This window comes from Achromobacter sp. KK8 (assembly GCF_054188005.1).
Genome location: NZ_CM135178.1, coordinates 2,301,743 through 2,318,215 on the forward strand (window position 1 = coordinate 2,301,743; position 16,473 = coordinate 2,318,215).

At 68.4% G+C, this 16,473-nt stretch carries 21 protein-coding genes; 15 read left to right on the forward strand and 6 right to left on the reverse strand.

From position 1 onward, the window contains the following. Positions 1-20: 20 nt before the first annotated feature. Genes sctD through sctW form a run of 6 tightly spaced genes read right to left on the reverse strand, consistent with a single transcriptional unit; the run spans position 21 to position 5,788 of the window. Positions 21-1,382 (reverse strand): type III secretion system inner membrane ring subunit SctD, encoded by a 1,362-nt coding sequence (gene sctD / locus ACVN9Z_RS10640; RefSeq protein ID WP_053496905.1) that lies wholly within the window; start codon positions 1,380-1,382, stop codon positions 21-23. Between the two features lie 25 nt (positions 1,383-1,407). After that, positions 1,408-3,501 (reverse strand): type III secretion system export apparatus subunit SctV, encoded by a 2,094-nt coding sequence (gene sctV / locus ACVN9Z_RS10645; RefSeq protein WP_458213380.1) that lies wholly within the window; start codon positions 3,499-3,501, stop codon positions 1,408-1,410. Between the two features lie 8 nt (positions 3,502-3,509). Further along, complete coding sequence (gene sctY, locus ACVN9Z_RS10650) at positions 3,510-3,869, reverse strand: type III secretion apparatus assembly chaperone SctY (RefSeq protein WP_054441092.1); 360 nt, start codon at positions 3,867-3,869, stop codon at positions 3,510-3,512. An 8-nt stretch (positions 3,870-3,877) separates the two neighbouring features. Then, complete coding sequence (gene sctX / locus ACVN9Z_RS10655) at positions 3,878-4,285, reverse strand: type III secretion apparatus assembly protein SctX (protein ID WP_054506168.1); 408 nt, start codon at positions 4,283-4,285, stop codon at positions 3,878-3,880. 22 nt (positions 4,286-4,307) lie between these two features. Further along, positions 4,308-4,691 (reverse strand): hypothetical protein, encoded by a 384-nt coding sequence (locus tag ACVN9Z_RS10660; protein WP_053496904.1) that lies wholly within the window; start codon positions 4,689-4,691, stop codon positions 4,308-4,310. Continuing rightward, positions 4,688-5,788, reverse strand: coding sequence for a type III secretion system gatekeeper subunit SctW (gene sctW / locus ACVN9Z_RS10665; RefSeq protein WP_458213381.1), 1,101 nt, complete (start codon positions 5,786-5,788; stop codon positions 4,688-4,690). Before sctW ends, ACVN9Z_RS10660 begins: the two co-directional genes overlap by 4 nt. Before the next feature lie 282 nt (positions 5,789-6,070). On the opposite strand from sctW, the gene ACVN9Z_RS10670 reads away from it, so the two are divergent. The 15 genes from ACVN9Z_RS10670 (at position 6,071) to ACVN9Z_RS10740 (ending at position 16,465) form a co-directional block, all read left to right on the forward strand. Next, positions 6,071-6,739 (forward strand): hypothetical protein, encoded by a 669-nt coding sequence (locus ACVN9Z_RS10670; protein ID WP_241076875.1) that lies wholly within the window; start codon positions 6,071-6,073, stop codon positions 6,737-6,739. A 146-nt stretch (positions 6,740-6,885) separates the two neighbouring features. After that, positions 6,886-7,488 carry a hypothetical protein gene (locus ACVN9Z_RS10675; protein ID WP_053496898.1) on the forward strand — a complete coding sequence of 201 codons (603 nt, stop codon included), beginning with the start codon at positions 6,886-6,888 and terminating at the stop codon, positions 7,486-7,488. Positions 7,489-7,530: 42 nt separating this feature from the next. Beyond that, positions 7,531-7,827: a Btc22 family type III secretion system chaperone gene (btc22, locus tag ACVN9Z_RS10680; protein ID WP_053496895.1), complete on the forward strand. Its 297-nt coding sequence runs from the start codon at positions 7,531-7,533 to the stop codon at positions 7,825-7,827. A 27-nt stretch (positions 7,828-7,854) separates the two neighbouring features. Continuing rightward, positions 7,855-8,367: a SycD/LcrH family type III secretion system chaperone gene (locus tag ACVN9Z_RS10685; protein ID WP_053496893.1), complete on the forward strand. Its 513-nt coding sequence runs from the start codon at positions 7,855-7,857 to the stop codon at positions 8,365-8,367. A 50-nt stretch (positions 8,368-8,417) separates the two neighbouring features. Continuing rightward, the gene (gene sctB / locus ACVN9Z_RS10690; RefSeq protein ID WP_053496891.1) at positions 8,418-9,284 is read left to right on the forward strand and encodes a type III secretion system translocon subunit SctB; all 867 of its coding nucleotides are present in this window, start codon (positions 8,418-8,420) and stop codon (positions 9,282-9,284) included. A 24-nt stretch (positions 9,285-9,308) separates the two neighbouring features. Next, entirely contained in the window at positions 9,309-10,538 is a 1,230-nt protein-coding gene (gene sctE / locus ACVN9Z_RS10695) for a type III secretion system translocon subunit SctE (RefSeq protein ID WP_053496889.1), read from the forward strand. A gap of 38 nt (positions 10,539-10,576) precedes the next feature. Further along, on the forward strand, positions 10,577-11,038 hold the full coding sequence (locus ACVN9Z_RS10700; RefSeq protein WP_053496887.1) for a tetratricopeptide repeat protein: 462 nt from the start codon (positions 10,577-10,579) through the stop codon (positions 11,036-11,038). A 72-nt stretch (positions 11,039-11,110) separates the two neighbouring features. Further along, a complete protein-coding gene (locus ACVN9Z_RS10705; protein WP_230846547.1) occupies positions 11,111-11,485 on the forward strand; it encodes a hypothetical protein in 375 nt (124 codons plus the stop codon). Between the two features lie 141 nt (positions 11,486-11,626). Further along, a complete protein-coding gene (gene sctI / locus ACVN9Z_RS10710) occupies positions 11,627-11,947 on the forward strand; it encodes a type III secretion system inner rod subunit SctI (protein ID WP_020925215.1) in 321 nt (106 codons plus the stop codon). After that, the gene (gene sctJ / locus ACVN9Z_RS10715) at positions 11,947-12,792 is read left to right on the forward strand and encodes a type III secretion system inner membrane ring lipoprotein SctJ (RefSeq protein ID WP_053496883.1); all 846 of its coding nucleotides are present in this window, start codon (positions 11,947-11,949) and stop codon (positions 12,790-12,792) included. The genes sctI and sctJ overlap by 1 nt, the downstream gene beginning before the upstream one ends. 2 nt (positions 12,793-12,794) lie before the next feature. Further along, entirely contained in the window at positions 12,795-13,451 is a 657-nt protein-coding gene (locus tag ACVN9Z_RS10720; protein WP_054448755.1) for a SctK family type III secretion system sorting platform protein, read from the forward strand. After that, positions 13,421-14,071, forward strand: coding sequence for an HrpE/YscL family type III secretion apparatus protein (locus ACVN9Z_RS10725; RefSeq protein WP_458213382.1), 651 nt, complete (start codon positions 13,421-13,423; stop codon positions 14,069-14,071). The genes ACVN9Z_RS10720 and ACVN9Z_RS10725 overlap by 31 nt, the downstream gene beginning before the upstream one ends. Positions 14,072-14,073: 2 nt before the next feature. Beyond that, the gene (gene sctN / locus ACVN9Z_RS10730; protein ID WP_020925211.1) at positions 14,074-15,405 is read left to right on the forward strand and encodes a type III secretion system ATPase SctN; all 1,332 of its coding nucleotides are present in this window, start codon (positions 14,074-14,076) and stop codon (positions 15,403-15,405) included. Further along, positions 15,402-15,908 carry a type III secretion protein gene (locus ACVN9Z_RS10735; RefSeq protein ID WP_020925210.1) on the forward strand — a complete coding sequence of 169 codons (507 nt, stop codon included), beginning with the start codon at positions 15,402-15,404 and terminating at the stop codon, positions 15,906-15,908. Before sctN ends, ACVN9Z_RS10735 begins: the two co-directional genes overlap by 4 nt. Beyond that, positions 15,905-16,465 carry a hypothetical protein gene (locus tag ACVN9Z_RS10740; RefSeq protein WP_054472445.1) on the forward strand — a complete coding sequence of 187 codons (561 nt, stop codon included), beginning with the start codon at positions 15,905-15,907 and terminating at the stop codon, positions 16,463-16,465. The genes ACVN9Z_RS10735 and ACVN9Z_RS10740 overlap by 4 nt, the downstream gene beginning before the upstream one ends. The last annotated feature ends 8 nt before the right edge of the window (positions 16,466-16,473 follow it).

Consider the following 16,473-nt stretch of genomic DNA (forward strand, 5'->3'; position numbering starts at 1 on the left):
GAAATGGGCGGTTCAGGGGGTCAGCGCGTCACGATGGCCGTGCGCGGGCCTTCGAAGATGATGCGGGTGTTTTCCACGGCCACCAGACGGTACTTGCGGTAGACGCCGCCCACCAGCAGCTTGCTGCCGTCTTCGAGCACGACAAAGGGTTGGGCGCCGCCCACCACGCTGCGGATCACGAAGGGCACGCTGTCGGCCGCCGCAGTGGCGCTGGCGGCGGCCAGCCTGGCGACGCCGAGATGGCTTTTGTTGAAGTCGTCGAGCGTCTCCTGCAGGCGCGCCTGCTGATCGTCGTCGAGCGCGCCGGCGGCGATTTCGAGGTGATCGGGTTTCCAGGTCAGGGTGACGCCGGAAAGGCCGGCATCCACCAGCCGGCTGGAAAGCGTGTCGCTTACCTGCTGGGTCAGCGCGATATCGTTGCCCAGCACGGTCATGCCGGGCAGCTGCGCCCGCAGCGCGTCCAGCGCCGAGGCGCGCTCTCGCGCGCTGCTGGCGATGCCGGCGACAATGAGGCGGCCGTCGCCCTCGTAGCGCGGCTCATAGCGCACGTTGAAGGCGCGCAGCGCCGTGCTTGCGGTGCGCACCGCGGCGTCCTCGTTGCTGATGCGCATGGCCGGCATCGGCCAGATCTGCGACAGCGCCGCCGCCACGGCGTCCTGCTCGGCGGCGTTGCGCACCCAGCCCGATACCGTCACCACGCCGTCGCGCGCCATCGAGACATGCAGCCGCGAGGCCAGTCCCATGCGTTCGAAGACCGCGGATATCTGCCCCACGGATTTTTCCGCCGCGGCCAGGCGCGGATCGACCTGCGGCGCGCGGCTGGCGGTGGATTGCGGCATCCATGCCAGGAAAATGGCGACGACGACGGTCAGCACCACGGCCGCCAGCCCGAGCAGCACCGGCCAGGAGTCGCGTTTGCGACGTCGGCCTTGTATCGGCGGCAGCGGCAGGCGCCGCTCCAGCAGACGTTCTTCGTCCGGGTTGGGCGCCGCCGCCGCGGGCGCGACGGACGGCGCGGCCGCATCGTCGGCGGCGGCCACCACCACTGCGCCGCCGGCCAGCGCATCGTTGGCGGCGTCGGGCGGATTGGCCCAGGGGTCGCCGCGCCGGGCGACGGTGATCCAGACCGGACCCAGCGGCACGGGACGGTTGAATGGCGTGCGCGGCTGGCCGCCGGCCGGATCGGCCGGCGCGCCGTCATCGTTCGCCAGGTCCCAGCCGGTCTCGCCGATGCGCAGGCGGGCGGCGCGCGGACCCATGCCGTCGTCGGCCAGCACGATGTCGCAGGCCGGGTCGGCGCCCAGCACCGCGCCATCGGCGGCCAGGCAACGGGCGTCGCGATGCAGGCCGGACAGCACGCGCAGTTCCAGTGCTTCGCTCATGAGGGGGCTCCGGTTGCGGGTGTCTTCACAGATCCACCCGGGCCAGCGGCTGCACGTTGATTTCCTGGGTCAGCTCCTGGTAGGACAGCACTGGCAACTCGTACAGGTCCTGCTCGATCATCTTGCGCAGGTAGCGCCGGATGTCCATCGAGGTCAGCAGCACGGGCTTCTGGGCTGCCGCCGTCAGGTCGCCGGCGACGCGCTTGATGTTGTCCACCAGCTTCCTGGAGGCATTTGGGTCGAGCGCCAGGTAGCTGCCGGCCGAGGTCTGGCGGATGGCGCCGCGCACGGTTTCTTCGACGTTGGGCGCCAGCAGGTAGGCCGGCAGGATGTTCTGGCCGCTGGAGTACTTGTAGCTGATGTGGCGCTTGAGAGAGACGCGCACGTATTCGGTCAGCAGCACCGAGTCCTTTTCCTTCTGGCCCCATTCGATCAGCGCTTCCAGCACCGCGCGCAGGTTGCGCACCGAAATGTCCTCGGACACCAGCCGCTGCAGGATCTCGGCGATCTTCTGCACCGGCATCACCCGCAGCGCTTCCTTGACCAGGTCGGGGAAGCGGTCTTCCATGGCCGTCAACAGGAAGCGCGTTTCCTGGATGCCGATGAAGTCCGACGAGTATTTCTTCAGCACGAAGGCCAGGTGCCAGGTCAGCACCTGGTGCGGGTCCAGGAACGGGATGCCGGCGGCCGTCAAGGTGGGCGCCAGGCCGGCGTCGACCCAGAGCGTCGGGACGTTGGGCAGGAAGCGCTTGTCGGTTTCGTAGGGCACCTGCAGCGCCTGCAGGTTCTGTTCCGTGTCGCGCACCAGCACCGCGCCCGGCCGCAGCTTGCCCTGGGAGACCGGCACTTCGGACAGCAGGATGTTGTAGCTGTCCGCCGGCAGCGCGTCGTTGAAGCGCAGCTGGATGCCGGGGAACGGCACGCCCAGGTCGAAATAGAGCGCGCGACGGATCTTCAGCAGTTCTTCGTTGAGCTCGTCGGCGTCGAAGCTGCGTTGCAGCGCGGCGGCCACGTCGATCATCAGCGGCAGGGTGGGCGCGAACTCGGCGCTGCCGTCGGCGCGTGGCCTGGCCTGCGGCTTCTGGCCGTCGGCCGCCAGGGCGGGGATCTCGGTGATCTCGCCGGTCTTCTCGTCCACCACCTTGCGCGTGCCGCGCAGCAGCACGAAGCCGATGGTGCCGACCACCGCGGCCAGCGCCAGGAAGGTCAGGGTCGGCATGCCCGGGATCAGGCCCATGCCGATCGCGATGGCGGCGGCGATCAGCAGCGCGCGCGGTTGCGCCAGCACCTGGGCGCCGATGTCCTTGCCGACGTTGGAGGGGCCGTCGCCGGTCTGCACCCGGGTCACGATGATGCCGGCGCAGATGGCGATGAACAGCGCCGGGATCTGCGCGATCAGGCCGTCGCCGATGGTCAGGATCGAATACACCTGCACCGCCTCGCCGGCGGACAGGCCGCGCTGCATGGTGCCGATGAGGACGCCGCCCAGCAGGTTGACCGCGACGATGATGAGTCCGGCGATGGCGTCGCCCTTGACGAATTTCATGGCGCCGTCCATGGCGCCGTACAGCTGGCTTTCCTTTTCGACCACCGAGCGGCGCTTGCGCGCCTCGTCCATGTCGATGGTGCCGGCGCGCAGGTCGGCGTCGATCGACATCTGCTTGCCGGGCATGGCGTCCAGAGAGAAGCGCGCCGCCACTTCGGCCACGCGCTCGGCGCCCTTGGTGATGACCACGAACTGCACGATGGTGAGGATCAGGAACACCACCAGGCCGACAATGAGATTGCCGCCCACCACGAAGTTGCCGAAGGTCTCGATGATGTGGCCGGCATCGCCCTGCAACAGGATCAGGCGGGTGGTGGCGATCGAGATGCCCAGGCGGAACAGCGTGGTGACCAGCAGCACCGAAGGGAACGACGAGAACGCCAGCGGCGATGGCAGGTACATGGCCACCATCAGCAGGATGGCCGACAGCGTCATGTTGGCGCCGATCAGCACGTCGACCAGCGTCGTGGGCAGCGGCAGGATCATCATGAAGATGATCGAGACGATCAGGACCGCCAGGACGATATCGTTGCGGCTGGTGGCGGCGGCGACGACGCGGTTCAGGGCTTGCATGGGGCGGCTCAAGTCGTTTCTGCTTCGGTGGGCGCGGCCGCCGGGGCGGGGCGCAGGGCAACGTAGGCGCGCATGGCCGCGGCGGCCTCGTCGCGCCGCTCCAGGGCCAGCAGGGCCTGCGAGCGGATCAGGTGGAACGAGGCGTCGACGCCGCCCTGCATGGCCAGCAGGTCGAGCGTAGCCAGGGCGGCTTCGGATTTGCCGGCGCGCAGTTGGGCCAGCGCCAGGGTGGCGAGCTGGCGGTTGTCGGCCAGGCCCAGTGTGCGCAGCGCATTCAACAGCACCGCGCTCTTTTCCGGGCGGTTGTTTTCCAGATAGACATAGGCGAGCAGGCTGAGCAGTTCGCGGGCGTCGGGCGTCAAGGGCATGGAGGCGTTCATCCCTGGTACAGCGCGCTGCGATACATGGCGACCAGTTCGCGCAGGCCAGCTTCGTCCTTGAGCAGGCGCACCGCGCGGTTGAGCACGCGGGCGTCGTCGGCGCTGCGCTCCGGGCCCTGTTCGGCCGCGGCGCTCAGGCCTTCCAGCGTCGATTGCAGGGCCTGCGCGAACTTGCCCGGCAGCAGCAGGTCGCGGTTGGACACCGTGGGGCGCAACTGGTTGTCGAGGTAGCGGTCGATGTTGGGCGTGTCGAGCAACTGGGCCAGCTGCGCCTTGACGCCGTCCGCGGGAGGCGCCAGTTCCTGGCGTTCTGGCAGGTGCTGGCCCGCCGCCTCGCGGCCGGCGTAGGAGATGCCGTCCAGGCCGCGGTCGAAGGCAAAGCTGTTGATGCGCATGTCGGACATGATTCGGGGTCTCCGTCGTGGGTCAGTCGGTGCGCGTGTCGTCGAGCCAGCGCGCAAGCTGCTCCACCGTACGCCGCAGCGCCGGCGCGTCGGCCCGGGCCGCGGGCAACCGGGCCAGCGCCAGCAGCCGCGGGATACCGTCCTGGTCGCGCAGGGCAGCCTGCACCGCCAGGCCCTCCAGGCGCGAATGGTGGGCCCGCCGCCAGGCGCGCAGCAGGCGCTGCGCGGCGTCGTAAGGCACCGGTTCCGAGACATAGACCAGCACTTCGTCGCCGATGGGCTCGATGGCAAGGCGGCGTCCCGAATCCAGTTGCAGGGCCAGGTTGCCGCGCGCGCCCAGCGCCAGCCGCTCCAGGCCGATGCTTTCACCGAATGCCCCCAGGGCGCCATCATCCAGGCCATTCATTCGTATTCCTCGTCGATGGCCGCATCCAGGGCCAGTTGCGCCGCGCCCAGGACCGATTGGCGTGCGTCGGCGTCCGGGTACATCGGCACGGGCAGGTCCTTGAGCACGGCGCGCACCCCGCCCAGGAATGCGATGCGCGCCGAGACGCTGTCGACGCCGTGGCTCGCGGCCAGCGCCGCGAAGCGGGATTCGGAAATCCACTTCTCGTTGCTGATATTGACCAGATCCTGCATCAGGCGGTCGGCCGCCAGCGGCTTGCCGTGTTCGAGCGCCATTTTTTCGCCCAGTTCGCCGCAGCCGTCCAGCACCGTGACCGCCACGCCGAGCTGGTACAGGTCCTGCATCAGGGCCTGCAGCCGGTCGGGGCTGGTGGACGGACGGGCGGCTGCCAGGTCCTGGCCCAGGGCCTGGATCAGTTGCTGCAGGCCGCGGCCCACGTCCTTGCCGCCGAATCGTTCCAGCGCCAGCGACAGGGTCCTGGCCAGCGAGGCCTCCCCCAGCACCACATCCTGGTAGGTGCGCTGGAAATCAGCCACGCCGCGCGCGTCGTCGGCATAGCCGGCCGCCGCCCCGACAGTGTTCAGGCTGGCGCGTATCTGCGGGCCGCTTTCCAGTTCGAGATCGGCCAGGGCTTCGCGCAGTCCGTCCAGGATTTCTTCGGATGCGCCCTGCTGTTCACCTTGCCGCAGCGCGTATTGCAGGCCCAGGTACTGGCGGGCCGCATCGCCGAACGCCCGGGCGGCGCCCTGGCGCGGATCGGCCTGGCCGGTCAGCAGGTGGCGGGCCAGTTCCACCAGTTTTTCCTGGGCGTCGGCGTCATGCGATTCGGCCAGGTAGGCCATGATCGCCTCGGCGCCGAGCAGCTGCTGCGCGGGGTCCCGGCCAATCTTGCGTTCGGCGTGATGCTTGTCCTCGGTCTTCTCGGCCATGTGCAGGCTGAGTTCCTCGGCCGAATCCGCCAGCGAGATCTCGCCCTCCACCGTTACGACGGCCTGGCCCAGCATCGTGCCGACCTGCTGCTGGCCGTGCTGGATGTCGGCATGCGAGGTCGTGGACGAGTAGGCGGAGGCGGGCAGGCCGGCGTCGATACGGTTCATGGGGGCGCGGGGAAAGGCGGCCGGAGGCCGCGCACAGTCAGGGGTAGTAACGGTTGGGCTGGAAAAGTTCCATTGCCCCGCGATGGAACCGCGGCGCGGGTTTGGTTACCAACAAGGCTTGCGGGCATCCCGGCGGGCGACAGGCAGTGGGATGTGGGTTTCTTTCAGGGTTAACCCGGGTTCTGCGTCCATTGTGGCGGGCCCGACGGTGCAAGGAGAACGGATATGTCCACGGTAACCGGGGCGGGCGCGAGCGGCATCGCGGGTATGGATTTGGGCAGCATGGATCTGGAGACGGCCCTGATGGCGGTCCAGAGCCAGCGGGCGCAATTGCTGGAGACTTCATTGCGCCAGCAGCTTGATTCGGTCAACGCCCGCAACACGCAGATGGCGAGCTTGAACGAGTCGATCACCGCCAAGGGCGCGCAGAACAACAAGCTGGAAGCGTCCAACGTGTCGATGCAGCAGCAGATCGCCGAGCTGAAGGACCTGCAGGGGCGGCTGGCGGCCAGCAAGTGTCCCAATCCGGAGGGCTGGTACGGCCTGTCCTGGGGGCAGGGCGATGACAAGGCGCTTTCCCATGCCACCCTGGACCAGATCAAGCAGGCCGGGCTGACCGTGCCGGGCGGCGCCGATGCGCCCCGCGATGTGGACCGCAACGGCACGATGGATGCCAAGGGACGGGTGGTGCAGGGCTGGGTCGACCAGATCTCGGCCAAGGTGGCCGGCCTGGAGGCCAGCATCAAGGAAAACACCGCCAGCATCGAGACCAACAAGAACGACATCACGGCAGCCAAGAACCAGGTGGACAGCCTGGGCAACACCCAGCAGATGGAAATGTTGCGCCTGCAGGGTCTGACCAACAAGCGCAATGAGGCATTCGACGTGATGACGAACTTCCTCAAGAAAATGCAGGACAGCCGCTCTTCCATCATCGGCAACATGCGCTGAGGGCGGCGCACAAAAAAAAGGGGCTGGCGTGGAACTCGCGCGGCGGCCTGGTTACTCAAGCTGCATGCGGGGCCGGTGGCATGCCGGCGCCAGGGGAAAACCCGGAGGCCACGGGCACCGGAACCCCTTACCTATCGGAGACAGGCATGAATTCACCTCTGGCCGGCGCGAACGGCGCCAGCAGCATCGGCGGCATCGACCTCTCGAGCATGGACCTGGAGACCGCCCTGATGGCGGTCCAGAACGAGCGCGTCAAGTTGCTTGATGCGCAGCTGCAGAACCAGATCAAGGAGGTGCAGGGCCGCAACGAGCAGATAGCCAAGCTGAACGACGCCATGAACAGCCTGAACGCGCTCGCGGGGCTGTTCAAGTCCGGCAAGGACGGCGCCACCAAGATGCAGGATGGAGACATCCCGGACTGGAACAAGGCGGGCACCGCGAATGACAACCGCTACAACCAGATGCGCGACGCCATGTGGAAGGCGATGGGCGAAGCCGGCATGGACCTGAACACCGACAAGTATCAGCTGCAGGTGGATGGCGGCATCAGCAAGGTCACCAAGGGCAGCCTCGATACGGCGATCCAGGCCATCAAGAACAAGGTGGACGGGCTGTCGAACACCCAGCAGATGGACATGACGCGCCTGCAGGGCATGACCAACAAGCGCAACGAAGCGTTCGATGTGATGACGAACTTCCTCAAGAAGATGCAGGACAGCCGGTCATCAATCATCGGCAACATGCGCTGATAAATCCCCCTCACTCCTTTTTTCCTTATCCCGGAACGCGCCATGAGCCTCAAGAAAACCGCCGAACAGATTCACGCCGACGCCGAGCGCGCGCTGGACGAGGCCCGCCGGGCCCTGGAACGGGCCGACGATTTCTACCGGGACCAGGGGCTGAACCCGGAAAAGGTGCGCGCGGTGACGGCCGCCCGCCTCGGGCCCCAGGAGCGCGAACAGGCCGAGGCCCTGGTGCGCCAGGACATGGAGGCCATCGAGGCCGAAGTGGCGCAGGAAATGGCACGCCAGAGCTTCGCCAACGCGCCCGTGTCGGGCGGCGTGAAGAAAATTCGCCCCATGGTGTAAGCCCCCGGGCTGACGCAGGAGAACCCGATGAGCCTGACTCCCGAAGAGAACGCCGCGCTGGCGCGGAACCTGAGCGCCGCCATGGAAGACGCCACCGGCGGGCTGGCCAGCTATCTGCGCGCGGGCGGCAAGCTCGGCGACGTGCTGGGTCTTGAGGGCGCGGAGCTGGAAGCGATGTACTCGCTCGGCCACGCGCTTTACGAGCAGCAGCGCTACGACGAAGCCTTCAAGGTGTTCTCCGCCCTTGTCACCTATGACCATACCGAGCCGCGCTACGGCCTGGCGCTGGCGGCAGCCAACCGCATGCTGGGTCGCCACGAGGATGCGCTGCGCCAGTATCTGCCGGCCATCATGGCGGATCCGCTGGACCCGGCGCCGCTCTACTACAGCGCCGAGTCGCTGGTGGAGATGGGACGCATTGAGGAGGCCATCGAGGCGCTGGACACTGTCCAGGCCATGTGCGACGGGCAGGAACAGCACGCGGCCGTGGCCGCGCGGGCGCGAATGCTGCGCGACGCGCTGGCGGGGCCACGGGCCTGAACCACGCACGGCGCCGACGGCGCCGGATCACGAGTTACGGGAGCCATTCCATGAACATCAACTCCGCAGGCGGGGCAGGCGCCAATCTGCCGCAGAATCTCGACGACCTGGCCGCGTCGCCCGACGTCATCAAGAGCGTCCTGGAGAACGCGCGGATGATCGCTTCGGAAAACGAGGCGATCAAGCAGAAGCTGCTGGGCGCCATGGGCGCGACCGGGCCGGTCGATCCCAAGGACCTGGCGTTGATCAGCGCCGAGATCGGCCAAAAGCTGCAGGATGCCCTCGGCGGCCTGCGTGGCCTGCCGGCGCCGGATGTGACCCAGGGCGCTGGCCCCGTGTTCGACGCCATGTCGCGCCTGAGCGAGCAGGAGGTGCAGACGGACATCTATGCCTTCATGGCGTTGTTCCAGCAACTGGCGCAGACCATGCGCAGTTCGGCACGCGAAGTGCGCGCCAACGAACTTCAGGCGCAGGTCGACACCCTCAAAGGGGCGGCGCAGGAAATGCGTGACGCCGCCAAGGACCGCATGATTGGCGCCATGACACAAGGCGCCTTCCAGATCTTCGGCGGCCTGGCCCAGGCCGGTTCGGGTGGCCTGCAGCTCGGCGTGCTGGCCAAGGGTGGCGCGGGCGCCGAGGCGCGCGCGCGCAGCCTGTCCGACGTTGGTGGTGGCGTGTCCGGGGTCGCGGGCGGCATCGGCACCATGATCAACGCCTCCCAGGAGCAGAAGGCGGCGGAACACGAGGCTCGCCGCTCCGAACTCGAGGCCCAGTCGAAAGTGCACGAGTCCGGCATGCAGCAGGCCAGCGAGATGGCGCAGCAGATGATGGATGTGATCCGCGACGTGCGCGACAAGCTGGCGGCGATCGAACAATCGCGCATGGAAACGAACCGCGGCATCGCCCGCAATATCTGATTCCGTGAACCACGGGAAACCGACATGACTTCGATCTCTTCCACTTCCGCCGGCATCGCTTCCGGCACACCGCTACCGGGCAATGATGGGGCGGCGGCGGACGCCCGCGCGCAGGCGGCCCAGTCCACGGCGCGGGTGCGCGAGCTGTTGGATGCCTTCGTTGGGATGGCCGGCTCGCTGCCGACGGGGAAGACGGCGGGGCCGTCCCCTGCCGGCGATGGCTTGTTCAACGGCAACGGCGCGCCCGCGCTGGAACCGCCGGCGCAGTCGTTCTCGGCCAACGACATGATCGATCTGCTGCGCAGCATCCGCTCCAAGTCCGACGAGGCGCAGATATCCAGCGCCAAGGAAAACCTGTCGGCGGCGCGCACCAAGATGGAAAAGAACAACGAAGCGCAGCTGCAGAAGATCCAGGACTACGTCAAGAAGTGCGAGGAGGCCGCGAGCAAGGGCATCCTGGGCAAGATCTTCGGCTGGATCGGCAAGATCGCCGCGCTGGTCTTCTCGGCCATCGCGGTGGCCGTGCTCGCGGCCGGCACCGTGGCCTCCGGCGGCGCCGGCGCGCCCTTGCTGGCCCTGGCGGTCATGGCGCTGATCAGTTCGACGATTTCGTTGGCCGACCAGATATCCAAGGAATGCGGTGGCCCCGAAATCAGCCTGAGCAACCTGATGACGACTGTTGCCAGCAAATTCCTGCAGGCCTGCGGCGTTGACGAGGAAACCGCGCAACGCATCGGCAAGGTGGTGGCCGGTGTCATGGGGTTGACGTCACCCGCCCTGCTGATGCTCGAGCCGGGACTGCTCGGCGACCTGGCGGGCGGCATCGCCGAACTCGCGGGCGCCGACAAGACCACTACCATGGCGCTCACGATGGCGTTCTCCCTTGCCGCCACCATTGCGGTGGGCGCGGTCACCATCGCGGCCACCGGCGGAGCCTCCACCCTCAGCACGATGGCACGGGTGGTCGGCGCCGCCGGCCAGATCACCCAGGGCGTGACGCAGGTGGCGCAGGGGGCGGTCAACATCTCCGTGGCCAAGACCAAGAACGAAGCCGACAACATCCAGGCCGACAAGAAGGAAATGGACGCCTATGCCCGCAAGCTGCAGGCCAGGATGGAAGAAGCCCAGGAGGAGATCACCAAGGTGATCAAACAGATGGAAGAAGGCCTGCGCCAGGTGTCGCAGATGATCAACGGCGCCGCCGATAGCATGTCGCAGATCACCGCCAACATCGGCAAGCGGATGGCGGTCTGATGCCGCGCCCGCAACCGAACCCGCATCGAGGAATGGACATGGCCGATAGCGCAATGCAACGTGATGAGTTTGGCGAGGCGCTTTACCGCGGACTGGAGGCGTTGCCTTCCAACGACCGCCTGACGCCCGAGCAGCTCGAGGTGGTGTATGCGCTGGCCTATGCCCACGTGGCGCAGGAACAATACGCGCAGGCCTTGCCCGTCTTTGCGTTCCTGGCGCAGTACGGCCCCACGCGCAAGCACTACCTGATCGGACTGGGACTGTGCCTGCAGATGCTGGGGCGCCCGGAAGAGGCCATCAACATCTTTTCGTTGGTGCTGACGTTGTATCCCGATTCGTTGCCGACGGCCTTGCGGATCGCCGAATGCCAGCTGGCGGCGCGCCAGTTCGACCAGGCCCGGCGCACGCTGCAACTGTTGAGCGCGGCCGACGTCCCCCCGCAGGTGCGGGCCCGCGCCGAGGCATTGTTGCAACTCTCTTCGCGCGAGGCCGCGTCATGAAAGATGAACGATAGCGCCGCTCATTCCGTATCGACCGCAGCGGATCAAGCCGTCTCCCAGGAGACGGCTGTTGTGCTTTCAGCGGAGGATGCCCGTCTGCTGGCCGAAGTCGGCTTCCTGGCCGCTGGCGGAGGGGACAGCCTGCGCGCCGAGACCATTTTCAACGCCCTGCGCCGCCTGCGGCCCGATCGCGCCTATCCGGTGGTGGGGCTGGCGGTGGCATGGATGAATGCGGACCGTGCGTCGGACGCGGTGCGGCTGCTGGAAGGCGCAGTGCTGGCCGATCCGGCCGAGCAGGTCCTGGTGGATGCGTGGCGCGGGTTCGCGCTGCAGCTGGCCGGCCGCCGCGCGGAAAGCCGGCGCCTGCTGGAAACGCTGGTCGACGGCGAGACCGAGGGCGCGCGACTGGCGCGCGGCCTGCTGGGGCTGGCGCCGGCCGCCGGTTGATCCGGGCGGGGTGGTTTGTCGATCGATACTCTGGAGCTAGGGAACATGGAAATCACAGCGCTCACGGCCGCCTTGGCGCCGTTGTCACCCACACCGGGTCCGCAGCCGTCCGAGCTTGCGGCCCGAAGGTTCGCCGCGATCATGAACGCGCCCGAACCGCAGGCGCCCGCGCTTACCGGCCTGCAGGCCGCGCTGCAAACCGCCTTCGCGCCCGCTGTAGACGCAGCCCCGGCCACGCTCGGCAACCAGATCCTGGCCAGCCTGCGCAGCACCACGACGGAGTATTCGGAGAAGTGGCAGAACATCTCGGGCCGCCTGGACGCGATGTCGTCCGCGCCGGCCATCGCCGACATGCTGCGGTTGCAGGCCGACCTGGTGCAGGTGTCGGTGCAGTACGAGCTGGTCGGAAAGGCCGTCTCGCGCACCACCCAGAACATCGATTCGCTCGTCAGGATGTCCTAATGCAAGCTGTTCCAATGCCGTCTTCTTTCGCCGTCGATGGCCGCGCCCATGGCGGACCGCTGTCGCGCCTGCGCTGGCTGCTGCTGGGCCTGGCATTGCTCCTGGCCGCCTGCGGCGCCCGCGTGGAGCTGTTTTCCGCCGCCAACGAGAGCGAGGCCAATGAGGTGCTGTCGGTGCTGCTGGATGCCGGGATAGCGGCGCAGAAGGCCACCACCAAGACCGGCGTGGCGGTGTCGGTCGACGGGCAGCAGGTGGCCCGCGCGCTCGACATCCTGCGTTCCCGCGGCCTGCCGCGGGAACGCTTCGACGGCATGGGACAGATTTTCCGCAAGGAAGGACTGGTGTCGTCGCCGCTGGAGGAACGCGCCCGCTACATTTATGCGCTGTCGCAGGAGCTGACCAACACGCTGTCGCAGATGGATGGCGTGCTGGCCGCCAGGGTGCATGTGGTCTTGCCGGAGCGTGGGGGCGTGGGCGAGAACACCACGCCGTCCACCGCCGCGGTGTTCATCAAGCACCAGACCGGCTACAACCTGGATGCGTTGCAGCCGCAGATCCGCAAGCTGGTCACCCACGCGATTCCGGGGCTGACGGAAGACCGGGTCTCGATCGCCCTGGTGTCGGCGCAGCCGGCCGCGGCGGCATCGGCTGTCGCCGGCGGTAGCCGTCACGTCCTGGGCATCGAGGTCGGCGAGGGATCGTCGGCCACGCTGATAGCCTGGATGACGGCGCTGGTCCTGCTGGTGCTGTGCCTGGCCGGCGCCCTGGGCTACCTGCTGTGGCGCCACGGCATGCCGGGCCGCGTCCGGCCCGAGCGCCGCGAACCCGTGACCGAGGCGCGCTAGCGATGGTCGCGGCATCGACGCTGCTGGATCGCAGGTTGGTCGAGTTCAACCAACTGCCCAGTCGCACCCTGCATCCCAGCCGGCACGCCGCGTATGCGCCGCGCCCGGCATTGGCGCTGGTGGCCGCCGCGCCCGCCCTGGCGCCGGCGTGGCACCGGCACTGGTCGCGCGAGATCCTCGAGACGCTGGGCTTGCGGCAGCGCCCCGTGACCGATCCGGACCATCCGGAGCTGGCGCTGGCCTTGCTGGCGCCGGACGCGATGATGCGATGCGCGCGCCAGTTGGGGGCGGTGCTGTGCGGCCCGCGCCTGCGCCGCGCCATCGCCGGCGACGAGGTGCGCGCGCTCATCGCCGACCTGGGCGGGGACCTGCTCGCGTTCTCGCGCCGCACCGCCGCCAGCCTGCATGGCGGCCTGGCCGACAGCGTCGCCTGGACCGTGGCCGACACCACCGCCGCGATCGACTCGCTGGGACTGGGTGCGCTGCGCGCCGCCTGGAGCGGCGCCGGCCCCGAACTGGCGCGCCGCGCCGAATTGAAACTGCCCGACGTGGCCACGCCTGCGCCACCCCTGCCGGCGCCGCAGGCCCTGACGCTGGGCTTGTCGCTCCTGAAGCAAACGGATCCCACATGGCTTTCCTCATTCCCCGCGATCCGCTGACGCCGCGCAGCGCGGACACCGACGCCGCGGGCCGCATCGATCCGGCCGCGCGCGTGCTGCGGGCCGCCGAGCTGCTGGCCTGGGCCGACGCGGAGCGGCTGTTGGCGCATGCGCGGGCGCAGGCGGACGCGATCATCAGCGGCACCCAGGCGGCCTTCGAGGCGGAACGCCAGCGCGGCTACGAGGAGGGCCACGAGGCGGCGCTGTTGGACCAGGCCGAGAAAATGATCGAGACCGTGGGCCGGACGGTGGATTATTTCGCCGGCGTCGAAAACGAGATGGTCGAGCTGGTGATGTCGGCGGTGCGCAAGGTGGTCGACGGCTTTGACGATCGAGAGAAGGTGATGGTGGTGGTGCGCAATGCCCTGGCCGTCGTGCGCAACCAGAAGCAGATGACGCTGCGCCTGAATCCGGCGGAAGTCGATACGGTGCGAGAACAGATCAACGACCTGCTGGCGGCCTATCCCGGCGTGGGCTATCTCGACATCCTGGCCGATGGCCGGCTGGCGCGCGGCTCCTGCATCCTGGAAAGCGAGATCGGCATGGTCGAAGCCAGCCTGGAAGGGCAGATCCAGGCCTTGCGCCAGGCCTTTCAGCGCACCCTGGGCAGCCGCGTATAGCCATGCGTCAGTTCGACTACATCTCCGAGATGATGGCGCTGGCGCTCCAGGACACGCCGACGCTGCGTATCAAGGGCCGTGTCACGCAGGTGATCGGCACCATCATCAAGGCCGTGGTGCCGTCGGTGAAGGTGGGCGAGGTCTGCATCCTGCGCAACCCTGGCGAGAATTTCGAGATGAAGGGCGAGGTGGTGGGATTCGCGCGCGACGCGGCGCTGCTCACGCCGATCGGCGACATGTATGGCATCTCCACCGCCACCGAAGTCATCCCCACCGGCCGTGCCCACATGGTGCCCGTCGGCCCGGGCCTGCTGGGCCGGGTGCTGGACGGGCTGGGCCGGCCGCTGGACGAAGCCGAGCGCGGGCCGCTGGAGGCCAGCAAGTTCTATCCCGTGTTCGCAGAGGCGCCGGACCCGCTCAAGCGCCGCATCATTTCACAGCCGCTGGAACTGGGGGTACGCGCCCTGGACAGCGTGCTGACCTGCGGCGAAGGCCAGCGCATGGGCATTTTCGCGGCCGCCGGCGGCGGCAAATCGACGCTGATGGGCATGCTGGTCAAGGGCGCGGCGGTGGACGTGACCGTGGTCGCCCTGATCGGCGAACGCGGCCGCGAGGTGCGGGAATTCCTGGAACACGAACTGGGCCGCGAGGGCCGGCGCAAGAGCGTGATCGTCTGCGCCACCAGCGACAAGTCGTCGATGGAGCGGGCCAAGGCCGCTTATGTGGCCACCGCCATTGCCGAGTACTTCCGCGACCAGGGCAAGCGTGTGCTGTTCCTCATGGATTCCGTGACCCGGTTCGCCCGGGCGCAACGAGAAATCGGCCTGGCGGCCGGCGAGCCGCCGACCCGGCGGGGTTATCCGCCGTCGGTGTTCGCCACGCTGCCCAAGCTGATGGAGCGCGCCGGCATGAACGAGCATGGCTCCATCACCGCGCTGTACACGGTGCTGGTGGAGGGCGACGACATGACCGAGCCCATCGCCGACGAGACCCGCTCCATCCTCGACGGTCACATCGTGCTGTCGCGCAAGCTGGGCGCGGCCAATCACTATCCGGCGATCGACGTGCTGGCCTCCGCCAGCCGCGTCATGAACGCGGTCATCACGCCGGAGCACAAGCGCGCCGCCGGCCGGCTGCGCGAGCTGATGGCCAAGTACCAGGAAGTCGAATTGCTGGTCAAGATCGGCGAGTACAAGCGCGGCGGCGACGCGGTCACCGACGAGGCCATCGACAAGATCGGCGCGATCAACCAGTTCCTGCGGCAGCGCACCGACGAACGCGCCACGCTGCCCGAGGCGCTGGCGCAGATGACCGGCATCGTGGGGGCGGCATGAGCGTGTTCGACGAGCTGCTCGCCATCAAGCGCTTTCGCGAAGGCCAGGCCGAGATCGCGGTGTCGCGCCAGCGCCTGCGGCACGCCGAGGCCGATGCCGCGCGCCTGGCGTCGGAGCAGGCGCTGGCCGATTTCCGCGACGAATCCGAGCGGCGCGAGCGCGCCATGTACCGCGACCTGTGCAGCCGCGTGGTGCGGGTGCGCGAGATCGAGGACGTGCTGCAGGGCGTGGCCGGCCTGCGCGAAGGCGAACGCCAGCGCGAACAGGCCTTGGAGCAGGCGGCGCAGCGCCTGGGCGACGAGGCCCGGGCGCTGGCCGAGCGTCGCGATCAGCACCAGCAGGCGGTGCGCCTGACGGGCAAGTTCGTGGAGCTGGCCAGCCTCCATCTGGCCGAGCACCTGAAGGCGCTGGAGCACAAGGAAGACATGGAAATGGAAGAGGCCGCGTCGCTGTCCCGCGATCGCGAGGATTGGGAACAGCACGAGGAGTACGAGCCGGCATGAGCATCGACCGCCGCATCGGCCTGGATACCGCGATCACCCACGGCTCGGGCCTGGCCCAGTCGGATGCCCAGACGTCCGGACGCCAGGCTAGCGACGCCGATCGGCGCGCATTCGAGCAGGCCATGGCGCAAGGCGGCGACGAATCGAGCCCGGCGCTGTCCGCGGCGCCCACGCCGTTTTCGCTGTTCGGGGCCGCCGGCGCGCAGGCCGTTGTGCCCGCCGACGCGCCGTCCCGGGCACTGGCCGAGGCCCTGCTGGGCGGCGCCGAGCAGTTGCTGGTGGCCGATGGCAGCCAGGGCCGGCGCCAGGTGCGCGTGGAGTTGAAAGACGAGGTGTTGCCGGGCGTGAGCGTGTCGGTCTACGAAGCGGAAGGACGCGTCGTCGCCGATTTCGTCTGCGCCAACGAGACCTCGCGTGAACGTCTGGCCACTCTGGCGCGGCCGCTGGCCGAGCAGTTGGCCGAGAACCTGGGCCGGCCGACGCGCGTGCGCGTCGGCACCGATGACCCGGAAGACCCCTGCCTGACGGAGACCGAAGCCGATGCGCCGCTCCGTTGATCCCTGGA

Coding starts and splice junctions, on each gene's coding strand:
- sctD (WP_053496905.1), bottom strand. CDS start 1,382: ATGAGCGAAGCACTGGAACTGCGCGTGCTGTCCGGCCTGCATCGCGAC.
- sctV (WP_458213380.1), bottom strand. CDS start 3,501: ATGCAAGCCCTGAACCGCGTCGTCGCCGCCGCCACCAGCCGCAACGAT.
- sctY (WP_054441092.1), bottom strand. CDS start 3,869: ATGCCCTTGACGCCCGACGCCCGCGAACTGCTCAGCCTGCTCGCCTAT.
- sctX (WP_054506168.1), bottom strand. CDS start 4,285: ATGTCCGACATGCGCATCAACAGCTTTGCCTTCGACCGCGGCCTGGAC.
- ACVN9Z_RS10660 (WP_053496904.1), bottom strand. CDS start 4,691: ATGAATGGCCTGGATGATGGCGCCCTGGGGGCATTCGGTGAAAGCATC.
- sctW (WP_458213381.1), bottom strand. CDS start 5,788: ATGAACCGTATCGACGCCGGCCTGCCCGCCTCCGCCTACTCGTCCACG.
- ACVN9Z_RS10670 (WP_241076875.1), top strand. CDS start 6,071: ATGGATCTGGAGACGGCCCTGATGGCGGTCCAGAGCCAGCGGGCGCAA.
- ACVN9Z_RS10675 (WP_053496898.1), top strand. CDS start 6,886: ATGAATTCACCTCTGGCCGGCGCGAACGGCGCCAGCAGCATCGGCGGC.
- btc22 (WP_053496895.1), top strand. CDS start 7,531: ATGAGCCTCAAGAAAACCGCCGAACAGATTCACGCCGACGCCGAGCGC.
- ACVN9Z_RS10685 (WP_053496893.1), top strand. CDS start 7,855: ATGAGCCTGACTCCCGAAGAGAACGCCGCGCTGGCGCGGAACCTGAGC.
- sctB (WP_053496891.1), top strand. CDS start 8,418: ATGAACATCAACTCCGCAGGCGGGGCAGGCGCCAATCTGCCGCAGAAT.
- sctE (WP_053496889.1), top strand. CDS start 9,309: ATGACTTCGATCTCTTCCACTTCCGCCGGCATCGCTTCCGGCACACCG.
- ACVN9Z_RS10700 (WP_053496887.1), top strand. CDS start 10,577: ATGGCCGATAGCGCAATGCAACGTGATGAGTTTGGCGAGGCGCTTTAC.
- sctI (WP_020925215.1), top strand. CDS start 11,627: ATGAACGCGCCCGAACCGCAGGCGCCCGCGCTTACCGGCCTGCAGGCC.
- sctJ (WP_053496883.1), top strand. CDS start 11,947: ATGCAAGCTGTTCCAATGCCGTCTTCTTTCGCCGTCGATGGCCGCGCC.
- ACVN9Z_RS10720 (WP_054448755.1), top strand. CDS start 12,795: ATGGTCGCGGCATCGACGCTGCTGGATCGCAGGTTGGTCGAGTTCAAC.
- ACVN9Z_RS10725 (WP_458213382.1), top strand. CDS start 13,421: ATGGCTTTCCTCATTCCCCGCGATCCGCTGACGCCGCGCAGCGCGGAC.
- sctN (WP_020925211.1), top strand. CDS start 14,074: ATGCGTCAGTTCGACTACATCTCCGAGATGATGGCGCTGGCGCTCCAG.
- ACVN9Z_RS10735 (WP_020925210.1), top strand. CDS start 15,402: ATGAGCGTGTTCGACGAGCTGCTCGCCATCAAGCGCTTTCGCGAAGGC.
- ACVN9Z_RS10740 (WP_054472445.1), top strand. CDS start 15,905: ATGAGCATCGACCGCCGCATCGGCCTGGATACCGCGATCACCCACGGC.